Source organism: Fodinibius salicampi (assembly GCF_039545095.1).
In the GTDB taxonomy this organism is placed as follows: Bacteria; Bacteroidota; Rhodothermia; order Balneolales; family Balneolaceae; genus Fodinibius; species Fodinibius salicampi.
In genome coordinates, this window is the sequence record NZ_BAABRS010000001.1 from 1,200,493 (window position 1) to 1,219,085 (window position 18,593).

Genomic DNA, 18,593 nt, shown 5'->3' on the forward strand with positions numbered 1-18,593 from the left:
GGTTCAATGTTACCGGTTGCATATTACCAGCTTCTTACTCTTACCGTTCAAGCTGTAACCTTTAATCCATCTAAGCATCCAGCTCCAATTGATTCTCCACCAGATCAAAATAAGCCCCCTCCGAATGAATCAATTCACGATGCGTCCCCTGCTCTATCAGACGCCCTTCATCCAGAACCACGATATTATCAGCATTTTTGACCGTACTTAACCGGTGCGCTACAACAATAACCGTGCGATTCTGGAAGAACTCCTCCAGGCTTTCCATAATGGTACGCTCATTATTTGCATCTAATGCATTGGTTGCCTCATCAAAGAAAATAAAGGCCGGGTCCTTATAGACCGCACGGGCAATTAATATACGTTGTTGTTGTCCCTGGCTAATACCATTACCTTCATCACCGATATTTGTATTAAAGCCCAGTGGTAGCGATTCAATAAAGGATCGGATATTTGCAACTTCTACCGCATGCTCTAGCTTCTCCAGATCCGGATGGTCTTCCCCCACCGCGATATTTCCAGCGATCGTATCAGAAAAAATAAAACCGTCCTGCATTACCACCCCACAGTGCTTCCGCCAGGTCCGGGGACTTAAGGTTTTAAAGCTTCGCTTTCCCAGACGTATGTTTCCTTTATCAGGCTGGTAAAACTTTAGCAATAGCTTGAGCAATGTAGTCTTTCCACTTCCACTCATTCCAACTATAGCCGTTGTTTTACCTTCGGGAATTTGTAAATCGATCTCCTTCAGAACAGGTTCGTTACCTGCTCCGGGATAGCTAAACCATAAATCTTCAATTGCCAGATCCTTTTTCTCGGGCAGACGATGTACAAACATCTGTTCCTCAGGCTCTTCATCTTCTTTGGTATGAATCTCATTAAGGCGTTCCAGGCTGATGTGGGCATCCTGGGCGGACTGAACAAAGCCGATGAGTTGTTCAATAGGGCTATTCAGTTGCCCGATAATGTACTGAATCGCCATCATTGCGCCCAGCGTTAGCTGACCGTTAACCACTGCTACTGCCGCAATAAAGGTGATACCAATATTTTTTCCCTCATTAATAAAAAAGGCGCCCCCCTGCTGATACTGATTCAGGGTAAGATTCTTAATTCTATACTGAAACAAACGGGCCTGCAGACGTTCCCACTCCCACCGTTTTTGGGTTTCGCACCCGTTAAGCTTAATCTCCTGCATGCCCTGAATCAGCTGAATGACCTTACTCTGGTCGCTGGATGAAATACTAAACCGCCGGTGATCTAACTCTCTTCTCTTTTTCAAGAACAGGAACACCCAAATAATATAGAGCGCACTGCTGACTAAAAACACCGAGAAAATCAGCATATTATAATAGGCTAAGACAGCAGAAAACACCAGCAGATTCATGAATGAAAAGAGCGTGCCAAGCATCTGGCTGGTCAAAAAGTTTTGAATACGGGCATGATCCTCCATCCGCTGCATAATATCCCCCACCATTTTCGTATCAAAAAATGACATTGGCAGTCTCATTAACTTGATCAGGAAATCGGAAAGGATGGAGATATTAATGCGGGTGCTCATATGCAACAGAATCCATGATCGGATAAACTCTACCGCCGTGCGCCCCATAAAAAGCATTACCTGGGCAATAAGTATCAGGTAAATAAAATTCAGATCACGGGTCTGAATTCCAATGTCCACCACCGCCTGAGTGAGAAAGGGGAAAATAAGCTGCAGGATACTGCCGGCCAGCAGCCCCAGCGCCAGCTGTACAATTAAATTCTTATAGGGAAGGACGTATCGAACCAGCATACCAAAATCCAGCCCCTCCCGTTCTTCATCTTCGAGCTCATAAAATTTCGGGGAGGTATAAAGGAGCAAACAAATTCCTGTACTCCGACCATTTTGTTTGGCATTGAGCCAGGCCTCTAAAAATTCCTCCTTCTGATATATCACTTTCCCTTTGGCAGGGTCCGCAATATATACCTTATTTCCTTTAATGCGGTAGACCACCACGAAATGGAATTGATTCCAATAGACAATACACGGCAACTGCGCCTCTTTTTTTAGCTGCTCCCAACTTAGTTTTGCCCCAACGGTTCGCAATCCTATGCTTTCTGCGGCCTCGCTAATGCCCAGCAGTGATACCCCTTCCCGGTTGATCCCACTTTTTTCACGCAGGGTTTCCATTGTATAACTTCGGCCGTGATGTTTGGCTACCATCCGAAGACAGGTCGGACCGCAATCCATTTGGTCGTGTTGAAGATAAAGCTTAAAGCTATTCATCTTAAGTTCGTTCAATTATTTATCCTATCTTACAGGGAATCGGTAAATGTACTCTGTGAACCCAGAAGCAAAATAAATAGTATCACCTTTGACGTACATTGACTTTGAAGGAACACGTATGGAACCAGATCTTCCCGGTACAATCTTCTCGTTTGTCACAAATTCTATGGCTTCTTTCAAGCGGTAGCTGCCGTTCTCTATTCCAAGTATATAAAAAGCATCTTGGGTCCGAAGATATATACTTCCATTATCTGATAGATAAAGATGGAGTATATAATATACTACCCTCCCATTTTCTCTACTGGCATATTCTACCGGTTTAACAGAAGGATTCTCTTTTTTAATTTCCTCCCATAATGAGGACTCAAGGTAGAGTATCTGATCCACCTGCTGGTTACTATCAAGAATAAACAGATAAGGTAAACCGACAAAGGCCATTGCCACCTGATTATCGTTATTTGCAGCAATGACATAGTTATTGTAAGCCAGAGGCTGCCGACCGTAAGGAATAATGGGAGACAAAAATGAACCTATGGTATCAAACGGTGGAGTAGCTTTCAGTTTTCCAATTAAATTATTCTGTTCCGTGTAGTCCGCCAGCATGTAGATGGCGTGGTCATTAACCACTATCTCTCTGCCACTACTTATGGCAGCCCGCTCGAATGAGCTTTTCATATTAAACTGATGATCATATACCTGGATACGGGCATTATTTTTATCAAACGTAAATATATAATCGCTGTTACCGTCAATTCCTTCCAGTCCACTAAACTCACCGGGGCCATTGCCCGTGCGTCCGATCCTGCGGATCCATTTTCCCTGATTATCCATGACCCATATACACTGCTGTCCACCATCAGCCACATACAGGCTATCTCCTATTTTGGCGAGGTCCACTGGGCGGTCCAATGTTGCCGGAGAAGTTAGGGAAGGGAGGCGCGTTTTCCCCATAGTATTCTCTTCCTGGGCAAGCACCGTATCCACTGGAATTTCGTCTAGGTTGATAGTCGTTATTTCAGCACTCTGGAGCAACTTGTTGAGTACTGAATTTTCTGTTTGGGGAGTTTTGTCAGATATAAAGCTACATCCCGTGATAAACAATACTAATAAGTAAATTGTCGCTTTTTTTTCTGTGAATAACAATCTGAACATTTTTTTATAAATAGTGCGCGTTGAGGTATTAAAAAATCAAATTCTATAAATATAAAAACCATCCCAGACTTGAGCTGGGATTTCATAGGATTCAGTAGCATTTATATAGTTTTGAAATAGTTAACAACACTAGTATCCTACGATATTCTATCTTATAGTATAGGATGACAGAGCTTTTAGCTATTATCTACTCCCTTAGAGATTTAAAATGACTTCCATTAATATGGTCGGAATATCCTGGGTTGAAACATGTTTCAACCCAGGATTGTTTATGATGGCTAAATAAATTTTTAATAAGAACATTCACCTCCACATACTGTTCCATGTTGATTGGAACCAGCATACCAAGAGTCATAAAATCCATCTAAACAACTCACCGTGATTTGTGTACCGAACATACTACCAGAATCCACGGTAACTTGACAATTAGAACTACCACTAGAATAATTACACGTACAATCAGGACTCCCACTACCACTGCCTGCAACAATAGTTTTCATCTCATTACGACTTAGTACATCGTCTTCTTTTACGTTCATTACATTGAGTGTTTTCATAATCTCCTCTATTTAATTAATTATAATGACTTGTTTATTTGTTTTAGAAGGGGAAGGGACAAGTCGAATTAAACCCTTCTCTCATTTACGGCAGTTGCCGTAAATACCAATATATCAATATCTATTTGTAGGTAATATGACTATAATTTTGTATACCTTCATCCATTCCAGTTACAGGAATTTCTTCCACTATTCCAGGTATTAGTCCCATCAACTCTTCCATACGATATTCCTTTGGTACTTCATATCCATTTATAAAAAAGGTGGGGGTTCGGCTAATGTCTACCTTTTCAAACCACCTTTTCCATCGGTCAATTAGCTCACGACCTTCTTCCTGTCCGTCTCCATTCAACGTAATCGAATATTCTTTCTTGAAGAGTTCCAAATCCATAAAGTCATACCACGTCTGAAGCAGCTCTTTCGTACGAATTGACTCATCTCGTTTTCCATATATTCTTTTCTGCCAGTAATGCAGGAGGTACATATCGGGAGTAACAGCACCGTTAGTAGCACCACTCAGTAAAAAACGGATGCGCAAACTAATCTTCTGAGGATATGTTCGAACCAATTGTATCGCCTTTTCAAATCCTTCTTTACAGGGACTACAACCAAGACTTCCTACCATCAGGAGTGTTATTGGGGCATCAGGACTTCCAATCCCTAAATCCTTTTCCTCGGATGTTATATTCACCTGTATTTGCTGGGTAAGGAGATGCATAAATACCGAAGGAGCATTTTTAATTCGGGTTGCTCTTATCTCACCCTCCGTTGCTCTTTTGGCTTTCTGAAGCTTGTTTTTAAATAGCAAAATTGCTGTCCCGATCGCTATAAAAAGAAAGCCTGTGTCAACAATTATCCCCGGATGAATATCATTTAGTGGTATCATATTTTCAAAGTACAGGGCACCAAAAAGCACTGATTGAACTATCAGCACTCCATCTATCGCCAAACAAAGCCGGCACCATGTTTTTAACTTTACCGACTGATAATAGAGAGAGTATCCAATAATCGGAATGGTCATAGCGCTTAATACCGCTAATATTCCCAAAAAAGAAAATGCTGATTCGGCAACTGGAATGAATAGGCTGAGTATAACCAGTTGAAAAATAAAGTAGGTTGCCACTGCATCCGAAAGGGTTACCTTTCCAAATAGCTGAGCGGCATCAGGCTGTAATACGGCATCGCAGTTGATCTTTTTCCCTTGCTTACAAAACGATTCCACTAGCTCATAAGTAATACCAACCTCCTTTGCTATAAGCAGATATCCGGCCATACTACCAGCTATTGCTGTTACAAGTAATAAAGCATGCATCCACGAGGATACTTGTATGGAGGAAATAACAACTATTCCTGCAATAGCAGCTGTTAAAATAATGGCTGTAGCCTTCAAAAACGTTTCTTCCGACCGCTGCTCATTATTTTTTTCATCTGTGATGGTATCGGTAGGTTCTACCTGGAGTACTGCTCCATGGGTATAAGTATCGCTATTATCGATTTCAGGAAGATCCTGCCGGTTTTTTATAAGCATTAGCTCCCCTCTGTCACCATTAATTTGGAGCAGATACGGAAACTCCAGTTTGTCAACGGTTTCCTTTGTAATACGGGCGGCCTGATATCGGATGCCAAGCTGCTCCAACGTATCGGCAATACTCAGCAATGATGGATAGTCGGGATGGGACAGAATTAATTTCTTACAATACTTTGATGATACAGGAATATTAAGCTCTTTCAGGTATTCAACTACAGTTTCTTCCATAGCTCATTTGATGATTATAACAGCATCTTACTTTGTTACTGAAATATGGGGTTCATATTGAATCAACTATTTTCACGATAAAAATTTTAACCGCTCCTCGCTTAACAAATCACATTAACATTTCACTTAACATTTTTAACATTGAAGTAGACGCCTCAAGTAAATTTTTACCCTCCCCTTAATACAATATTATATCTTATAATCCGCTGATAGTCCAGCTCTCCGCAGCCTCACAAATACCCAGCAGTGATACGCCCTCTCGGTAAATACCGCTCCGGCCCCGCAGGGTTTCCATTGTATAGCTGCGACCATGATGCCGTGCCACCATGCACAGGCAGGTAGGGCTACGGTTCATTTTATTATGCTGCTTATAAAAACGGAATGTATTCATAATCACATCAGAAAAGTAGTAGCCCTGTCAACAAACAAAAAGGATTTCAGGAGGCATTATATTGAAGCTATAAGCAGAAAGTTTAATACAAAATTAATCATTTAATTCTCAGTTAGCTCAAGACGATATTTAACGACATATTCTGCACCTGTTTCTTCATCCACTTTTTTGCTGTAGAGATACCCGTTTTTGATGTCGTAAATCGGTTGATCACGGGGGAGCAATAACTTCGCAAGCAGTTTACCGGAAGAGTTGAGGATCCACCATTCATAGATATTACTTTTTGCACCGATAGGTACTGCAACCCATATTCTATTTTCATCATCCACCATTAATTTATCTATCACAGGTGAGGTTTTCGGTAACTCTTCATCTATGTCTTTGAAAGCTTTTTTCACTTCATCTATCTTTGGAATACTTGGTCCAAATTTTCTCCCAGATTTTAGAAACTCTTCAAAATCCAATGATGAACCCTCTATGGGATAATAAAAAGCGGATTGATAAATACCGTTTGGGTTATACTTTTTGATTAAAAATTCCTGAGTATTAGCAGCGAATAATTCACCTTCACTTGACATTGCAGTCAGAGTACGACCAATAGGAAAAATATTTGGAAAAGGATAATTTTTCTCTGTCACAATTCGAAGATTCCCATAAAAAGTAAAAGGCTTGAAATCCAAACTATTCCCGTCCAAATCCATCAGTAGATACGTAGATTTACTCCTCGAGGAAACTTCATTTAAACTAGGTTTATAGAATTCTACCAAAATTTTTCCGTCATTTCGGACCTTCATTCCTCCTAACCTGAACCCTTGTATATCTTTTTCATTTCTGATGTCCCAACGTTCCTCAGGCGAGGTCTTAAATATCGAATAATCATCTATGTTATACGCATTTATACGCATGCCAGTAACATCATATAGATACACCCTTCCAACATTTCCTTGCAGAAAAAACGGTTCAAGATACTCACCAGGACCCCTACCCGGTCTACCAAGCGGAGTACGGTAGGTGCCATCATCGTTAAATACATGCAATGTTAATGCATAGTTTGACCCACGATCGGCTATAATTACACGACGCTTATCGTCAACCGTGAGCCACTCAACTTTTGTTAAATAATATTCTCCCGTTTTACCATACGTTTGTAGCGGAACAAGTTGAGCAGAAAATGGGGCATTTGAATCTCCTCGGAAAACGGAGAGATTTTCAACCTGCTTAATATGTTTTGGAATTTCCTCAAGTACCCGGTAATATGATGAATGCCTATATTCTTCCAGCTGAAGTTGCCCTAGCTTATTTAGTTGCTCTGTTACATTTCGCTGATTACCTTTTTTTTGCGAAGAATGTTCAGAACACCCAGCAAAAAAAACACACAAAAAAGAGAGCAATATTATATTTAGAAGAAATTTCATAGTATAAAAACGTATGATTTAAATAAAAGGGTCAGAAAAACCCTTTTATTTAAAATGTCAATCTACCTATAGATAATCTTTATTACATAACGCTATCCTGTTCGTCTCCTGTCGACCCACAAGATTTATACAATCAATTGCTTCCTGACTACCTGAATACCAAGAGGTACAATTACCTCTTTGACAATTATAATATGAACTTATACCTGTACAGCCATCGCTAGGGTATTGACATCCATCAATAGTAATACCACTTCCTGCCATAATAGACTTCATCTCATCTCGATTCAGTACATCCTCTTCTTTTACGTTCATTACGTTGAGTGTTTTCATAACTTTCTCCGTTTTATTTATATTTTTAATTTTTAATCACACCTACATGTGAAAAAGAAAACCTTCTGTTATTAAACCGTCTGCTTATTCCACTAGAAATAAATCAATAGCAGATCAAGTATCTTTACTATAACAATTCTGATCACTCCCCGCTTAACAAATCACCTTAACATTTCACTTAACATTTTCTAAAAGACGAAGAAGACTAAAAAATAATCTATCCTCTCCATGAGTTTACCTCTTCACCTAATTCCTTCTTTGACATTGAAGCAATCCGGTATATTTCGGAAATCTTGATATTTTTTTGTTCTTCGGCGTGGAATGTACTGTTCTCCCCCCGGTCATGGGTTAGATGAAAAAGAGGTCCGGGAACGCGTTCTACCGTAAAATCCAAAATTTCCCAGCGGTTAAGTCGATCTCCATCCTCTCTCCCCCAGCCATAATAATGCTCGTTTTCCATACCAGATTTGATATAGGCTTCTCTTTCCGCTAAAAAACCACCGCCGACCGGATTGGGTGAATAGAGTTCCTTCATTTTTCCCGCATGCTCTTTCAATAAGTCAAGGTCCCGGCTCTTAATATACAGCTCCCGCAGAATTGAGCTTGTATCCAAGAACTTATCTTCATAAGGGTATACGAAGTCCGCTTCTTCATTTCTTAAGAGGTTCACGGACTGGATAAGTTGATCTGGCGAGACGATCACATCGGTATCCCAAACAGCCAGATAGGGTGTAGAGGATCTCTCAACCAATTGATTGATATACTTCGTACGGTGAAAAACCGGATCGTGATCCTCTACAAATGTAATGTTAACCCCCGAAGGCAGCAGCCTTTCTAATACCTTATTGTTATAGGCAGTAGCTTCCAGCAGGTGAATAGAAGTCTCAAAATGAGTCAATAAAAAATCAGTGACCAACATAATATTTTCGAGGCGCACGATAGAATCTACTCGCACCGGGATAAGAAAGGTTACATCCTCTATACTTGTTTTTTCACTCATTGCTTTGCACTTATTTTATGATTTATCCAGAGATGAAAAATAAAAGCTGTCTCTCCAAACATATGGTTGGTAGCTATACACTACGCATACTCACCGGTTCTTTTTGGGATAATTCCAGCAGTTCCATACCAATGCCCGCAAGTCCGGAAAGCAATCCAAAATTTATTTTTTCCGGTTCTCTCTCTTTTACAAGCTGCCAATACTCAGAAGTATTTATTTTCTTAATCAGGTCATCTCTTTTGAACCGTAACCTTTCATCATTGGTTAACGAAAAAAGCTGACGACTGATAAAAGAGATTCCGGCCGCTCCATTTACCAAGCCTATATTTTTATTCGTTAAATCGTTTCGCAGAATATCAGGTAAGAAAATATCCTTTTTTAGCAACCCGAAGTGTCTATCCCAGTCTTCTATATGGATTTGCTGAAGAACACTTTGCAAACCGAGCAAAAGATATAACCTGTTGCTCGGCGAACGGGGATAGAGAGAAAGTAATACCGGTGACAAGCACTCCAGTATTCGATCAATTTTGGAATTATAAAAATTCATGCTCCTGATCTTTGCAAGCAATATGAGAGAAAGAGGAAGGTCCCATGTCAAATCAAATAGCAAGGGCTCCTGTAGCCTAAGCTTCCGTTCTTCCGTCAGTGTTCCCATGCGGTTGACAAGGCGAATTATTAGCCGTTTATAAATAAAAATATTTGGATCTTCTGCATCAATATTCTTGCCTTTTAAGCGGGATAGAATATAAATAAGAAAGCCTATTACTCCCTTTGATATTCCAATCGGAAGCTTTTCAGCAGAACGGAGATACTGATATATTTTTTCATCAACTTTTGATAAAACCGCATCCGTATCGGCCTCTAAAAATTTATTTTGCACCAAGTACTCGAGGCCCCAGGCAATTCCGGCCAGACCGTTTTTAAAATCAACGGGTGGCTGTTTGTTACTTACTTCCTCATATACCTCATCAATTAACTGTTCAGCAACTTCCCGGTAATCAGAATTCTCGGTTTTCCTGACAAGGTGAAAAAAGTAAATACTTATACCCATCTTGCCATTAAGTAAGCCGACATTATTTATAGTCGGGATATTCTGAACCAGCAGCTGAGCGATTTCTTGATCTTTTCCTGATAGCGCAGCCGTACTATTATTTATATTGATATTGTGGGACATGATAATTTGAGTTACCCAAACCGGGTGGTATATGGAGACCTCAGTCCGGCATTCTGTTTATTAGTTTAAATAATTATAATGAGCTGGAGCGATCCCCGCTTAACAAATCACCTTAACATTTCACTTAACATTTTCAGGACTCGTGGCGAAATTCTGACGGCGTGACTCCTTTCCGGCGTTTAAACGTCCGGCTGAAAGCAGAGTGGCTGCTAAAACCAACAACAATTGCTACATGCAATATGGGATATTCTGCCGGTACTCTCTTTAACAGCCTGCATGCAGCGGCTATTCGATATTTTACTATATACTCCTTCGGTGATAACCCTACGTAATATTTAAAGGTGCCGGAAAAATTAGTGCCGTTTGCTGTACATTTTTCTTTTAACTGCTGCACCGTCAATGTTGGATCAAACAAATGTTCATGAATACAATGAAGAACACGATGAATCTTATTCGGCCACTCTGGTTTGGGCTCAGGCAGCTCTTTGCGAAATATTTTTAATTCCAATTCTATTTTGCTCATAGCGCTTACTCCTCTCAAAATTTACTTTCCCCACCGATAGGTCTTTGATAAATCTGCAGATTACTTTTCTCTTGGTTATGTATTTTTGATGCACCTCTCTATTTAACAAGAGTAAATAACAGGTAAAATGTTACAAAATATTATGAAATATTAGAGTACTTTAATAATAGGTCCTGTATAATAGACTCAAATAATCCGCATAACCTCCCCTCCCTAATGCAAATAATACAAAGGTAGAATCTTAGTCAGATGTGTAACTTTCAACGTTCTCTTCCGACAGCTGCAGCCGCCCCCATTCCCAGCGTTTTGACGTTCACAGGTGTTGAGCTTAATGGACTGCATTCCCTGGATGAGCTGAAATACCGAACCGCTGGTAGTCCAGCTCCCTGCTGCCTTGCTGATGGCCAGCAGCGATACCCCTCCCGGTTGATACCGCTCCGGTTGCGAAGGGTCTCCATGGTATAGCTGCGCCCATGATGCCGAGCCACCATTCGCAGACAGGCCTGCTCTCCATAGTTTTAACGACGAAGGGTGGGGCCGCAGTCCATGGCATCGTGTTGGCGATAATAGGGAAACTTAATCATATCGAAACAGACCTTTATGAAGTTATCGTTCTGTCAGGTTAATGCTATATTTGACAACTTTGCTTTCCCAGTTTTCTGTATCATTGCTGTCGCCTGAATCAAAATATTTTGTGTAAAGGTACCCGTTTTGAATATCGCAGATCGTTTCATTATCGGGAATAATAATCTTTGCGAGGAGTTCTCCTGACTCTGCGAGCATCCACCACTCGTAGGTCGCTGGGTATTCGACCATAACAGATACCCAAATCCTGTTTTTATCATCCACCATTAAATCCTGTATTACAGAGAACGATTCTGGAATCTCAATATTAGCCTCCTCTAATGCATTCTTCAAGGCGTATTGAGACAACATCGGGCCGGATTTCCTTTCAATAAAGGATTCCATATCGAAGGGAGGACCCATTACCGGGTAATAAAATGCGAATTGGTAGGTGCCCTCGCTGTCATATTTTTTTATCAAAAACTCATCGGTCCGGGCCGTATAGAATTCATCATCATTGGTAAGTCCATATAGTATAGAACCCAAAAACGGCAGTGGAATTCTTGCTGAAACCGGAAGCATAAAATCACCCTGACTGTCATTTGCAATGTAAAATGGAGATGGCAACTCTATCAGCGGCTCAGGGTTTAACGCATTCCCATCCGTGTCAACAAGCATAAATTTTGTATTCCCGGTTCTGCCGGAACCGGTCGGGTACCCCTTGAATATGGACAACAGGTTGCCGTCACTCCTGGCATAGAAACCGCTCAATTTCATGTTCCGGACCGCATCAAGGTCTCTGACGTCCCAATCCTCAAGTCTTGTTGCTTTTTCAAATGAGTAATCATCGGTAGTAAACAGACTAAGACGTTTGATTGATTCGTCATGCAGAAAAATCTTGCCAGTATTGATTTGAAAGTTTGATGATATGAATTCGTATTCACCGGGTCCCCTTCCGATTCGGCCGATTTGCGTACGATACGTCCCCTCGGGATTATAGACATGAAGCTCGGTTTTGAAATCGTTTTTCAATCCCCTGATAATCACCCGGTCATTGTCATCCACCGCACAACCGGCAATAGCCATCCAATAGGGCTTGCCAGATCCGCCAAAAGACTGCTCTTGGATAAGATCCACCTCATAGGTCGGCTCCGAGTCGGCCGGGTATACCGTCAGGCTGTCAAGCTCCTGAATATATTCTGCTTTTTCTGATGTGGAATTATTGGAACATTGAATTAGGAAAAAACATAGTAGTATACTCAATAATAAACTTTGGGAATGTTTCATGTATTTCTTTAGATAGCTTTAATTTTCCAGTTTATCCATATGCTGAACCTCACAGGCGCCGTGTTGTCGGAAAACTTGAATCTATTCATACAAAACAGTCCGTTAAATTTTTACCTCATATTGATCTCATACCTTACTACTCTCTCTAAACCTGTCTTTTTGTTTACCTCTATGGTATACACGTATCCATTTTTTATTACTTCTATCTCTCTGTTCCTCGGCCAGGTGAACCGGGCCAGCAACTTTCCATTCTCCTCCAATACCCACCATCGGTACACGTCTAAATCTTTGACAATAGTCGAAATCCATAACCGATTTTGATCATCAATCAGCATTTCATCCAGAGCAGGCCAGGTTGGTGGCAAGTCCATATCTTTTATCCTGTCGTGCATGCTCGGTATATCGGTATATTGATCCAGGTAGGTATCCTCATTAAGTGGCGTATTCTCAAATGGATAATAGAACGCTTGCTGGTAGTTTCCTTTTGGACCGTATATCTTGATGAGAAAATCCTCGGTCCAAGCGGTAAAAAAACGATCGTCAACTCCGATGGCTACCAGGGGATGCCGGAATACCGAACCCGCCTCGAAAAACTTGGGAGCATCCAGTTCAAGAATGTTCCCTGATAAAAACTGTGCCTCCTTGTCAACAAGGAAGTAGTATAAGCCTGGATTATCAAAATCAAAGATAGGAGGAATAAAAAATGCAACAAGAAATGTGTCACCCGCTCTGACATCATCTATCCCTTGCATAGCCATCTCAATTCCCCGGATATCAATATCATCAAAATTGCGCGGCACAAGACTGTACGTAGCCGTATTGGAGAAGTTCGCCAGCGAAAACACTGATATTCTTTCTAACTCACTGCCCCAGACATATAAAAGACTGTCCCTTACGGTAAACACATTTCTTGAAAACTTGATAAATTCACCGGGTCCTTTCCCCTCCCGCCCGAAACGGGTAATATACCTCCCATCCGCATCAAACACATGAATTGTGTGCTGGTCGGCATCCGCCAGAAATACGCGATTGCTATCATCAACAGCTACGTCTGCTATGGTTCCGAGCGCCAATGTGTCATTCTCACTGAAGGTCTGCTTACGTTGCAGAATCATATCGAAAGTTGGTGGTTCATCGGACGAGTATATGGTTAGGCTATCTAGCTTCTTTATATGGTCGGGGATTCCAACTTCCGGTTGGCTTGAGCAGCCTACATATAGAATTGATACAATTAATAATGATGGAAGGTGTCCCAATAATCGTCTCATACTCCCAGCTAATTTTTTTAGAATTTATCTGGAGCTTATATTTACCCGGTAACGTACCACTTGTTGCTCTTCAGTTTCATCAAGGGTTTCGAGTGCATACAAATACCCGTTTTTGACTACTTTTATTTCCTTATTTCGCGGCCATTTGAAACGTGCCAATAGCTCCCCATGCTCGCTTAGCACCCACCATTGGTAGATCTCCATATCATCGACAATTGTGGATATCCATAAGTGATCTTCATCATCAATTAACATTTGCTCCATTACCGGCCAGGTTTCCGGGAAGTCAACTTTGCTCACTCCCTGCCGAAAAGATCCCTTAGGATACCTGCTAATTAATTCCTCCTTATTTAATGGACTTCTTTCATAGGGATAATAAAATGCCTCCTGATAGTCTCCGGCCCGGTCATGAAGCTTTATTAAAAATTCATCCGTCCTGGCTGAATATAGATTGCCTTCAGAAGAAAAAGCTAGTAAAGGTTTTATCGCGAATGGTAACGTAAAGACAATGGGGGTCTGTCCTTTTATCCTTGTTGGGGCTGCTTTTTTTTGTTCAAGTAATTTTTCGGATATCATCTTACCATCCGAATTGATCCAATAATATTTAAGAAACTGGTTTTCAGGATTTTTAAATTCGTTGATCGCTACAAGAAACCTATCATCGCTTAACGGATAAAAGGTGGAAACTGAGTTTACCCCTGCCGGATCTTCAATATTCTTCCAGTTTCTGGGATTCAAGTCAATTTGAGCCATATACTCTTGAGACAATAAAGAATAGATGTTGATTATTTGGGATTGTCTTGCATGTGCATATAACTGATCTGATACTATATTTATATTTCCAATATTTCGAAACTCACCCGGCCCATCCCCTTCTTTTCCCAATGAAGTCAAATAAGAACCGTCTTGCTGATACGAATGAATTATATTTTGATCGCCATCAGCTATGTAAACTTTACCGTTTGTATCAACCGCCACATCAACCATATTCCCCACGACCGTTGTATTGGTTGAGCCAAAAACTTGATCTTGCACCAAGGTAACCGTATCTGGATTTTGTGGTATTGAATTTACCGTCAGGTTATCCAGCTTTTTGATGTGGTCAGGGACTTGCTTCTCTGACTGGTTTGAACAGCCCATGACCATTATAAACAAAGCAATGATTAATGAAATATCTCTTGATTTTAGGGTCATAGGCATTTGTTTTTATCCAAGCTTAGGATTCCAATATTTCAATTCATCTCAATGCGATACCGCTTCACTTGCTGCAATTGGGTTTCTTCATGAGTTTCGAGTGCATATGCATAGCCGTTCTTCACCGTCTCGACAATGAGGTTATCCGGCCATTGAAACCGGGCAATTAATTCTCCATCAGATTGAAGTACCCACCACTCGTAAACTCCATCTTTGTCTATATTCGTCGATATCCATAACCGGTTTCTGTCGTCAGCCCTCATTGAATTGATGACAGGCCAGGTTTCTGGTAAGTCTGCATGTTGGACTAAGTCCCAATTCCATCCATCGTCTTTATTAAACAGAGAGGTAACCTCATCTCTTACTAAAGGTTTATTCTGAAAGGGATAATAAAAAGCATGAAGATAATTGCCGTTCGGATCATAAGCCTTAATTAAAAAGTTTTCGGTCCAGTTTGTATACGTATAATCGTCATCAGAAATGGCTATTAAGGGCCGATCGAGAAAGGGAAAAGGCGCCAGATTAAATAGGTGCTTTCCATCTACATCTGTCACCAGGTCCTCTCTGTCTTTTAATTCAAAGATTTTATCGGAAATAATCTTCTTCTCCTGATTCATAAAGTAATGCTTAATGGGGCGATCCTGGTTGAGATTATATGTGGGTGCCCCTTTCCTTGCATCCGTCGGGTGCTCCATAAACCCTACAAGCAATGTTCCATCGTGCCGGAGCATTCGATAGCTTGAAAACCAGCCCGACAACTCCTCAAATTCATCCAGGTTCACCGGATCGGCTCCAACACCTGCAACCTCAGTGAATTCCAGAGACTCCAACGAATACTTAACTATTTTGGATCGCACATAGTCAAAGACAACAAGGGAATCTGTAACGATTTGCATATTACCTATTCCACCGTATTCTCCCGGACCATAACCTTTGCGCCCCAAACTTCTCAGATAACTCCCATCTATATCAAACACATGAATCCCGTAAGCACGGCTATCTCCCACGAAGATCTTCCCAGACTCAGTGATTTCAATACCGGTCAGCCACAGACTATGCGGGATATAATTGCCATACCAGTTCCGCGAAATACTATCCGGAACCTCTAAAGTAACTTCGTGAATCAGTTCTATTGATGAGTCCGGTTCTGTATCTTCGGAATACACCTTCAGGTTATCGAGGTTACGGATGTGTTCCGGAATTTCGACCTCTGCCTCTGCTGAACATCCGAACATGAATAAGAGCACAGCATAACAAAAACCGCTTTTAAAAACCGTGTTTATAAGCTTCATTAGCTGTCTCATTAATTTTGATTACAATCAAAACAATTAACGTTCTGCTGCCACCCCGGTTAGAGTATCAGACCAGGCCGAATCGGCAGAAAACGTACGAAGCATGGTCCTGAACTGGCGTACAAATCGCCGCTTGTCATATTTGGGAGCAAATTGTCCGAACTCCAGCAGGAACAGGCGATCATTTTCTTCATCGTAGACGGTCATATTCGCAAAGGGTCCCCCCATTGCATCATGGGTCATCTGCCAGGTGCCCAGCGTTTCATATGCCGGGTAGCCATTCAACTGGAAAGATTCGGTTTCAACGGCCCGAGCGTATTCGGTGGTCACATAGGAACTGTCCCGTGTTCCACGGATCCATTGCCTGGTCAGGGAATCGCGTTTTGCGTTAATCCAGTCACTATCCAGAAAAGAAATATCCTTAACGTCATTTTTCCACCATGCCCAAAACCAGCGGTCATTTTCCGGGAGTGGCCGCCGCATTGTCAGGAAGTGTTGCTGCTCTCCGTCTTTGGTGTATGTAGTATCAATCCTCCGTTGCCAGTCGTGCTGAACCCGGATCTTCCATCCGTGGTTGGCCCATATGCTATCTGCCAGGGCCACCTGTTCACCCTGCCCGTAAATATCTTCTTTCCAGCGCTCGAACTCTTTTCGGAGTAGGTTATCCGTCAGCGTCTGCTCCGAGTTATGAATTTGCTCGGCCAGGGCCGAATCACTGGAAGCCGTCAAAATCATCGTCCACTGATCCTGGTACCATTGGTTCTGCATTGGAAAGGCGAACGACTCGCCATTACGCACCTGTTGTTCCACCTCATCGCTTAGCAAGGCACGTATCCACCGGGCCGTATTGGTGGAGTCGTCAATAGGTGCCGCTATAATCAAGTTTTTGTTTCTCTTGAGCTGTTCCAGCTGGTCGTCATTATTAAAATCGGTGAACCGCAGATCATACAGGGGTTCCGGAGGCCGAGTCGGCAGCGTCGCAATATACCGACCATAGGTTTCCTGAATAGCCTGAACGGTTTGACTCTTTAATTCAGAAGAATCCACGACTACCGTTACTTCACCAAAACCGCCCCGGGCATTCGCTCTATAATCTCCCTGACAACCTATCCAGATCGTCACTAAAATCAACAACCCACTCACTTTTAATAGTCCTCTCATATCCATAAATCTTTCTTTATAGTTTTATTTATTATTAAAATCCCTCAACAGACTTTCACTAACTATCCAATAATAAATCTGTCCCTTATCTATGCTGACCTACTACTTAAATTAATTCCCAGTGGCTGATGAGCCTCCGGAATTGCCCAGCTGCAGCCGCGGCTCCACAATTTGCAGGTGACTCAATGAAAAATGACGGTCAATGGCAACGGTGTCTCCCGGCGCAACATCCTCGTGATTTACAATAGCCCACTCACTGTTTTGGCTCTCCGGCTCCACATACACCCATTCCACTTCATTATTTTCCGTATTCAGCTTGAACAGGAGTGTTCGTCCCCCATCACGTGAAAGAATGGCTGAACGCGGTACTCGGGTTTTCCCCTCCTGCCGCAGTGTTTGAATGCGTCCCTCTACCGTCATGCCCGGCCTCAGGAGTCGCTGACGGTTATCCGCCTGTACAATAACGGTACCGGTCTTGGTTTCGGCATTTACCACCGGCTCAATAGCAACTACTTCCCCTTTCAATTCCTCTCCACCCGGGGCGTATAATCGTACATCCATTCCCCGCTCAATTTTTCCGAGCTCCGACTCCAGCACATCAAATCGAATGCGTACCGTACGGTCATCCACCAGCGTGCCCGCTTCGGTACCGGCACCGATATAGGTACCCGGTGCTAACCGTTCCTGAGTGGAAAGTACACCAGAAAAAGGAGCGGTCATCACCGTATAGGACAGATCCAACTGGGCCCTTTCCATCTTTAATTTGGCATTGGCCAGTCCGGAATAAATGCGGACCAAGCTATCATCTCTTGCAATAACCTGATCGCTACTGCTCAAGCTTTCAATAACACCCTGTGACCGATTCTCTATCTTATACTCACTGACTGCTTGTTTGTAATTATTTCGCGCCTCTTTTAGGGCATATTCCCACTCCTTATCTATAAAGGTCAGAAGGGTATCTCCTTTATTCACTGGTTTGCCTTCAACTATTCTTGACCTTTCAACATATCCGCTTATTTTTGGCTTCAACTCAACGGACTTATTGGCCTCTACCACTCCCTGGCTCTCTACATATTGATAAATAGGTTCGTCGTCGGCAATTGCAAAAAGAACTTCGGGATATACTTCAGCGGATTCCTGCTCTTCTTCGGAAACCGGTTCCTCTTCTGTATTGCCTTCCGTCTGGCAACCTCCAAAAAGCAAACCTCCCAAAAGTATGAATAGCGCTATTTGATGAAATGGTGCTGGTATTATTTTCATGATGAT

General features: G+C 41.9%; 16 protein-coding genes. All 16 read right to left on the reverse strand.

Annotated features, from left to right (window positions below; translation table 11 throughout):
• Positions 1-70: 70 nt before the first annotated feature.
• The 16 genes from ABEB05_RS04900 to ABEB05_RS04975 all read right to left on the reverse strand — a co-directional run bounded on the left by ABEB05_RS04900 (position 71) and on the right by ABEB05_RS04975 (position 18,587).
• Complete coding sequence (locus ABEB05_RS04900; protein ID WP_265788032.1) at positions 71-2,260, reverse strand: peptidase domain-containing ABC transporter; 2,190 nt, start codon at positions 2,258-2,260, stop codon at positions 71-73.
• A 24-nt stretch (positions 2,261-2,284) separates the two neighbouring features.
• A complete protein-coding gene (locus ABEB05_RS04905) occupies positions 2,285-3,403 on the reverse strand; it encodes a 6-bladed beta-propeller (RefSeq protein WP_265788034.1) in 1,119 nt (372 codons plus the stop codon).
• Between the two features lie 299 nt (positions 3,404-3,702).
• Entirely contained in the window at positions 3,703-3,969 is a 267-nt protein-coding gene (locus ABEB05_RS04910; protein ID WP_265788035.1) for a hypothetical protein, read from the reverse strand.
• 121 nt (positions 3,970-4,090) lie between these two features.
• Positions 4,091-5,725 carry a vitamin K epoxide reductase family protein gene (locus tag ABEB05_RS04915; RefSeq protein WP_265788038.1) on the reverse strand — a complete coding sequence of 545 codons (1,635 nt, stop codon included), beginning with the start codon at positions 5,723-5,725 and terminating at the stop codon, positions 4,091-4,093.
• Positions 5,726-5,921: 196 nt separating this feature from the next.
• Entirely contained in the window at positions 5,922-6,116 is a 195-nt protein-coding gene (locus tag ABEB05_RS04920) for a cysteine peptidase family C39 domain-containing protein (protein ID WP_265788040.1), read from the reverse strand.
• A 101-nt stretch (positions 6,117-6,217) separates the two neighbouring features.
• A complete protein-coding gene (locus ABEB05_RS04925; RefSeq protein WP_265788042.1) occupies positions 6,218-7,531 on the reverse strand; it encodes a 6-bladed beta-propeller in 1,314 nt (437 codons plus the stop codon).
• A 550-nt stretch (positions 7,532-8,081) separates the two neighbouring features.
• On the reverse strand, positions 8,082-8,864 hold the full coding sequence (locus tag ABEB05_RS04930) for a galactosyltransferase-related protein (RefSeq protein ID WP_265788044.1): 783 nt from the start codon (positions 8,862-8,864) through the stop codon (positions 8,082-8,084).
• A 73-nt stretch (positions 8,865-8,937) separates the two neighbouring features.
• The gene (locus ABEB05_RS04935; protein ID WP_265788045.1) at positions 8,938-10,038 is read right to left on the reverse strand and encodes a lanthionine synthetase LanC family protein; all 1,101 of its coding nucleotides are present in this window, start codon (positions 10,036-10,038) and stop codon (positions 8,938-8,940) included.
• 133 nt (positions 10,039-10,171) lie between these two features.
• Complete coding sequence (locus tag ABEB05_RS04940; RefSeq protein ID WP_265788047.1) at positions 10,172-10,561, reverse strand: helix-turn-helix transcriptional regulator; 390 nt, start codon at positions 10,559-10,561, stop codon at positions 10,172-10,174.
• A gap of 260 nt (positions 10,562-10,821) precedes the next feature.
• Positions 10,822-11,052 (reverse strand): hypothetical protein, encoded by a 231-nt coding sequence (locus ABEB05_RS17100; protein WP_265788049.1) that lies wholly within the window; start codon positions 11,050-11,052, stop codon positions 10,822-10,824.
• A gap of 115 nt (positions 11,053-11,167) precedes the next feature.
• A complete protein-coding gene (locus ABEB05_RS04950) occupies positions 11,168-12,412 on the reverse strand; it encodes a 6-bladed beta-propeller (RefSeq protein WP_265788051.1) in 1,245 nt (414 codons plus the stop codon).
• 110 nt (positions 12,413-12,522) lie between these two features.
• Complete coding sequence (locus ABEB05_RS04955; RefSeq protein WP_265788053.1) at positions 12,523-13,680, reverse strand: 6-bladed beta-propeller; 1,158 nt, start codon at positions 13,678-13,680, stop codon at positions 12,523-12,525.
• A gap of 24 nt (positions 13,681-13,704) precedes the next feature.
• The gene (locus ABEB05_RS04960; protein WP_265788055.1) at positions 13,705-14,874 is read right to left on the reverse strand and encodes a 6-bladed beta-propeller; all 1,170 of its coding nucleotides are present in this window, start codon (positions 14,872-14,874) and stop codon (positions 13,705-13,707) included.
• Between the two features lie 38 nt (positions 14,875-14,912).
• The gene (locus ABEB05_RS04965; protein WP_265788057.1) at positions 14,913-16,166 is read right to left on the reverse strand and encodes a 6-bladed beta-propeller; all 1,254 of its coding nucleotides are present in this window, start codon (positions 16,164-16,166) and stop codon (positions 14,913-14,915) included.
• Between the two features lie 36 nt (positions 16,167-16,202).
• Positions 16,203-17,327, reverse strand: a complete 1,125-nt coding sequence (locus ABEB05_RS04970; protein ID WP_265788059.1) for a DUF4837 family protein — start codon at positions 17,325-17,327, stop codon at positions 16,203-16,205.
• A 111-nt stretch (positions 17,328-17,438) separates the two neighbouring features.
• Positions 17,439-18,587 carry an efflux RND transporter periplasmic adaptor subunit gene (locus ABEB05_RS04975; protein ID WP_265788061.1) on the reverse strand — a complete coding sequence of 383 codons (1,149 nt, stop codon included), beginning with the start codon at positions 18,585-18,587 and terminating at the stop codon, positions 17,439-17,441.
• Between the last annotated feature and the right edge of the window lie 6 nt (positions 18,588-18,593).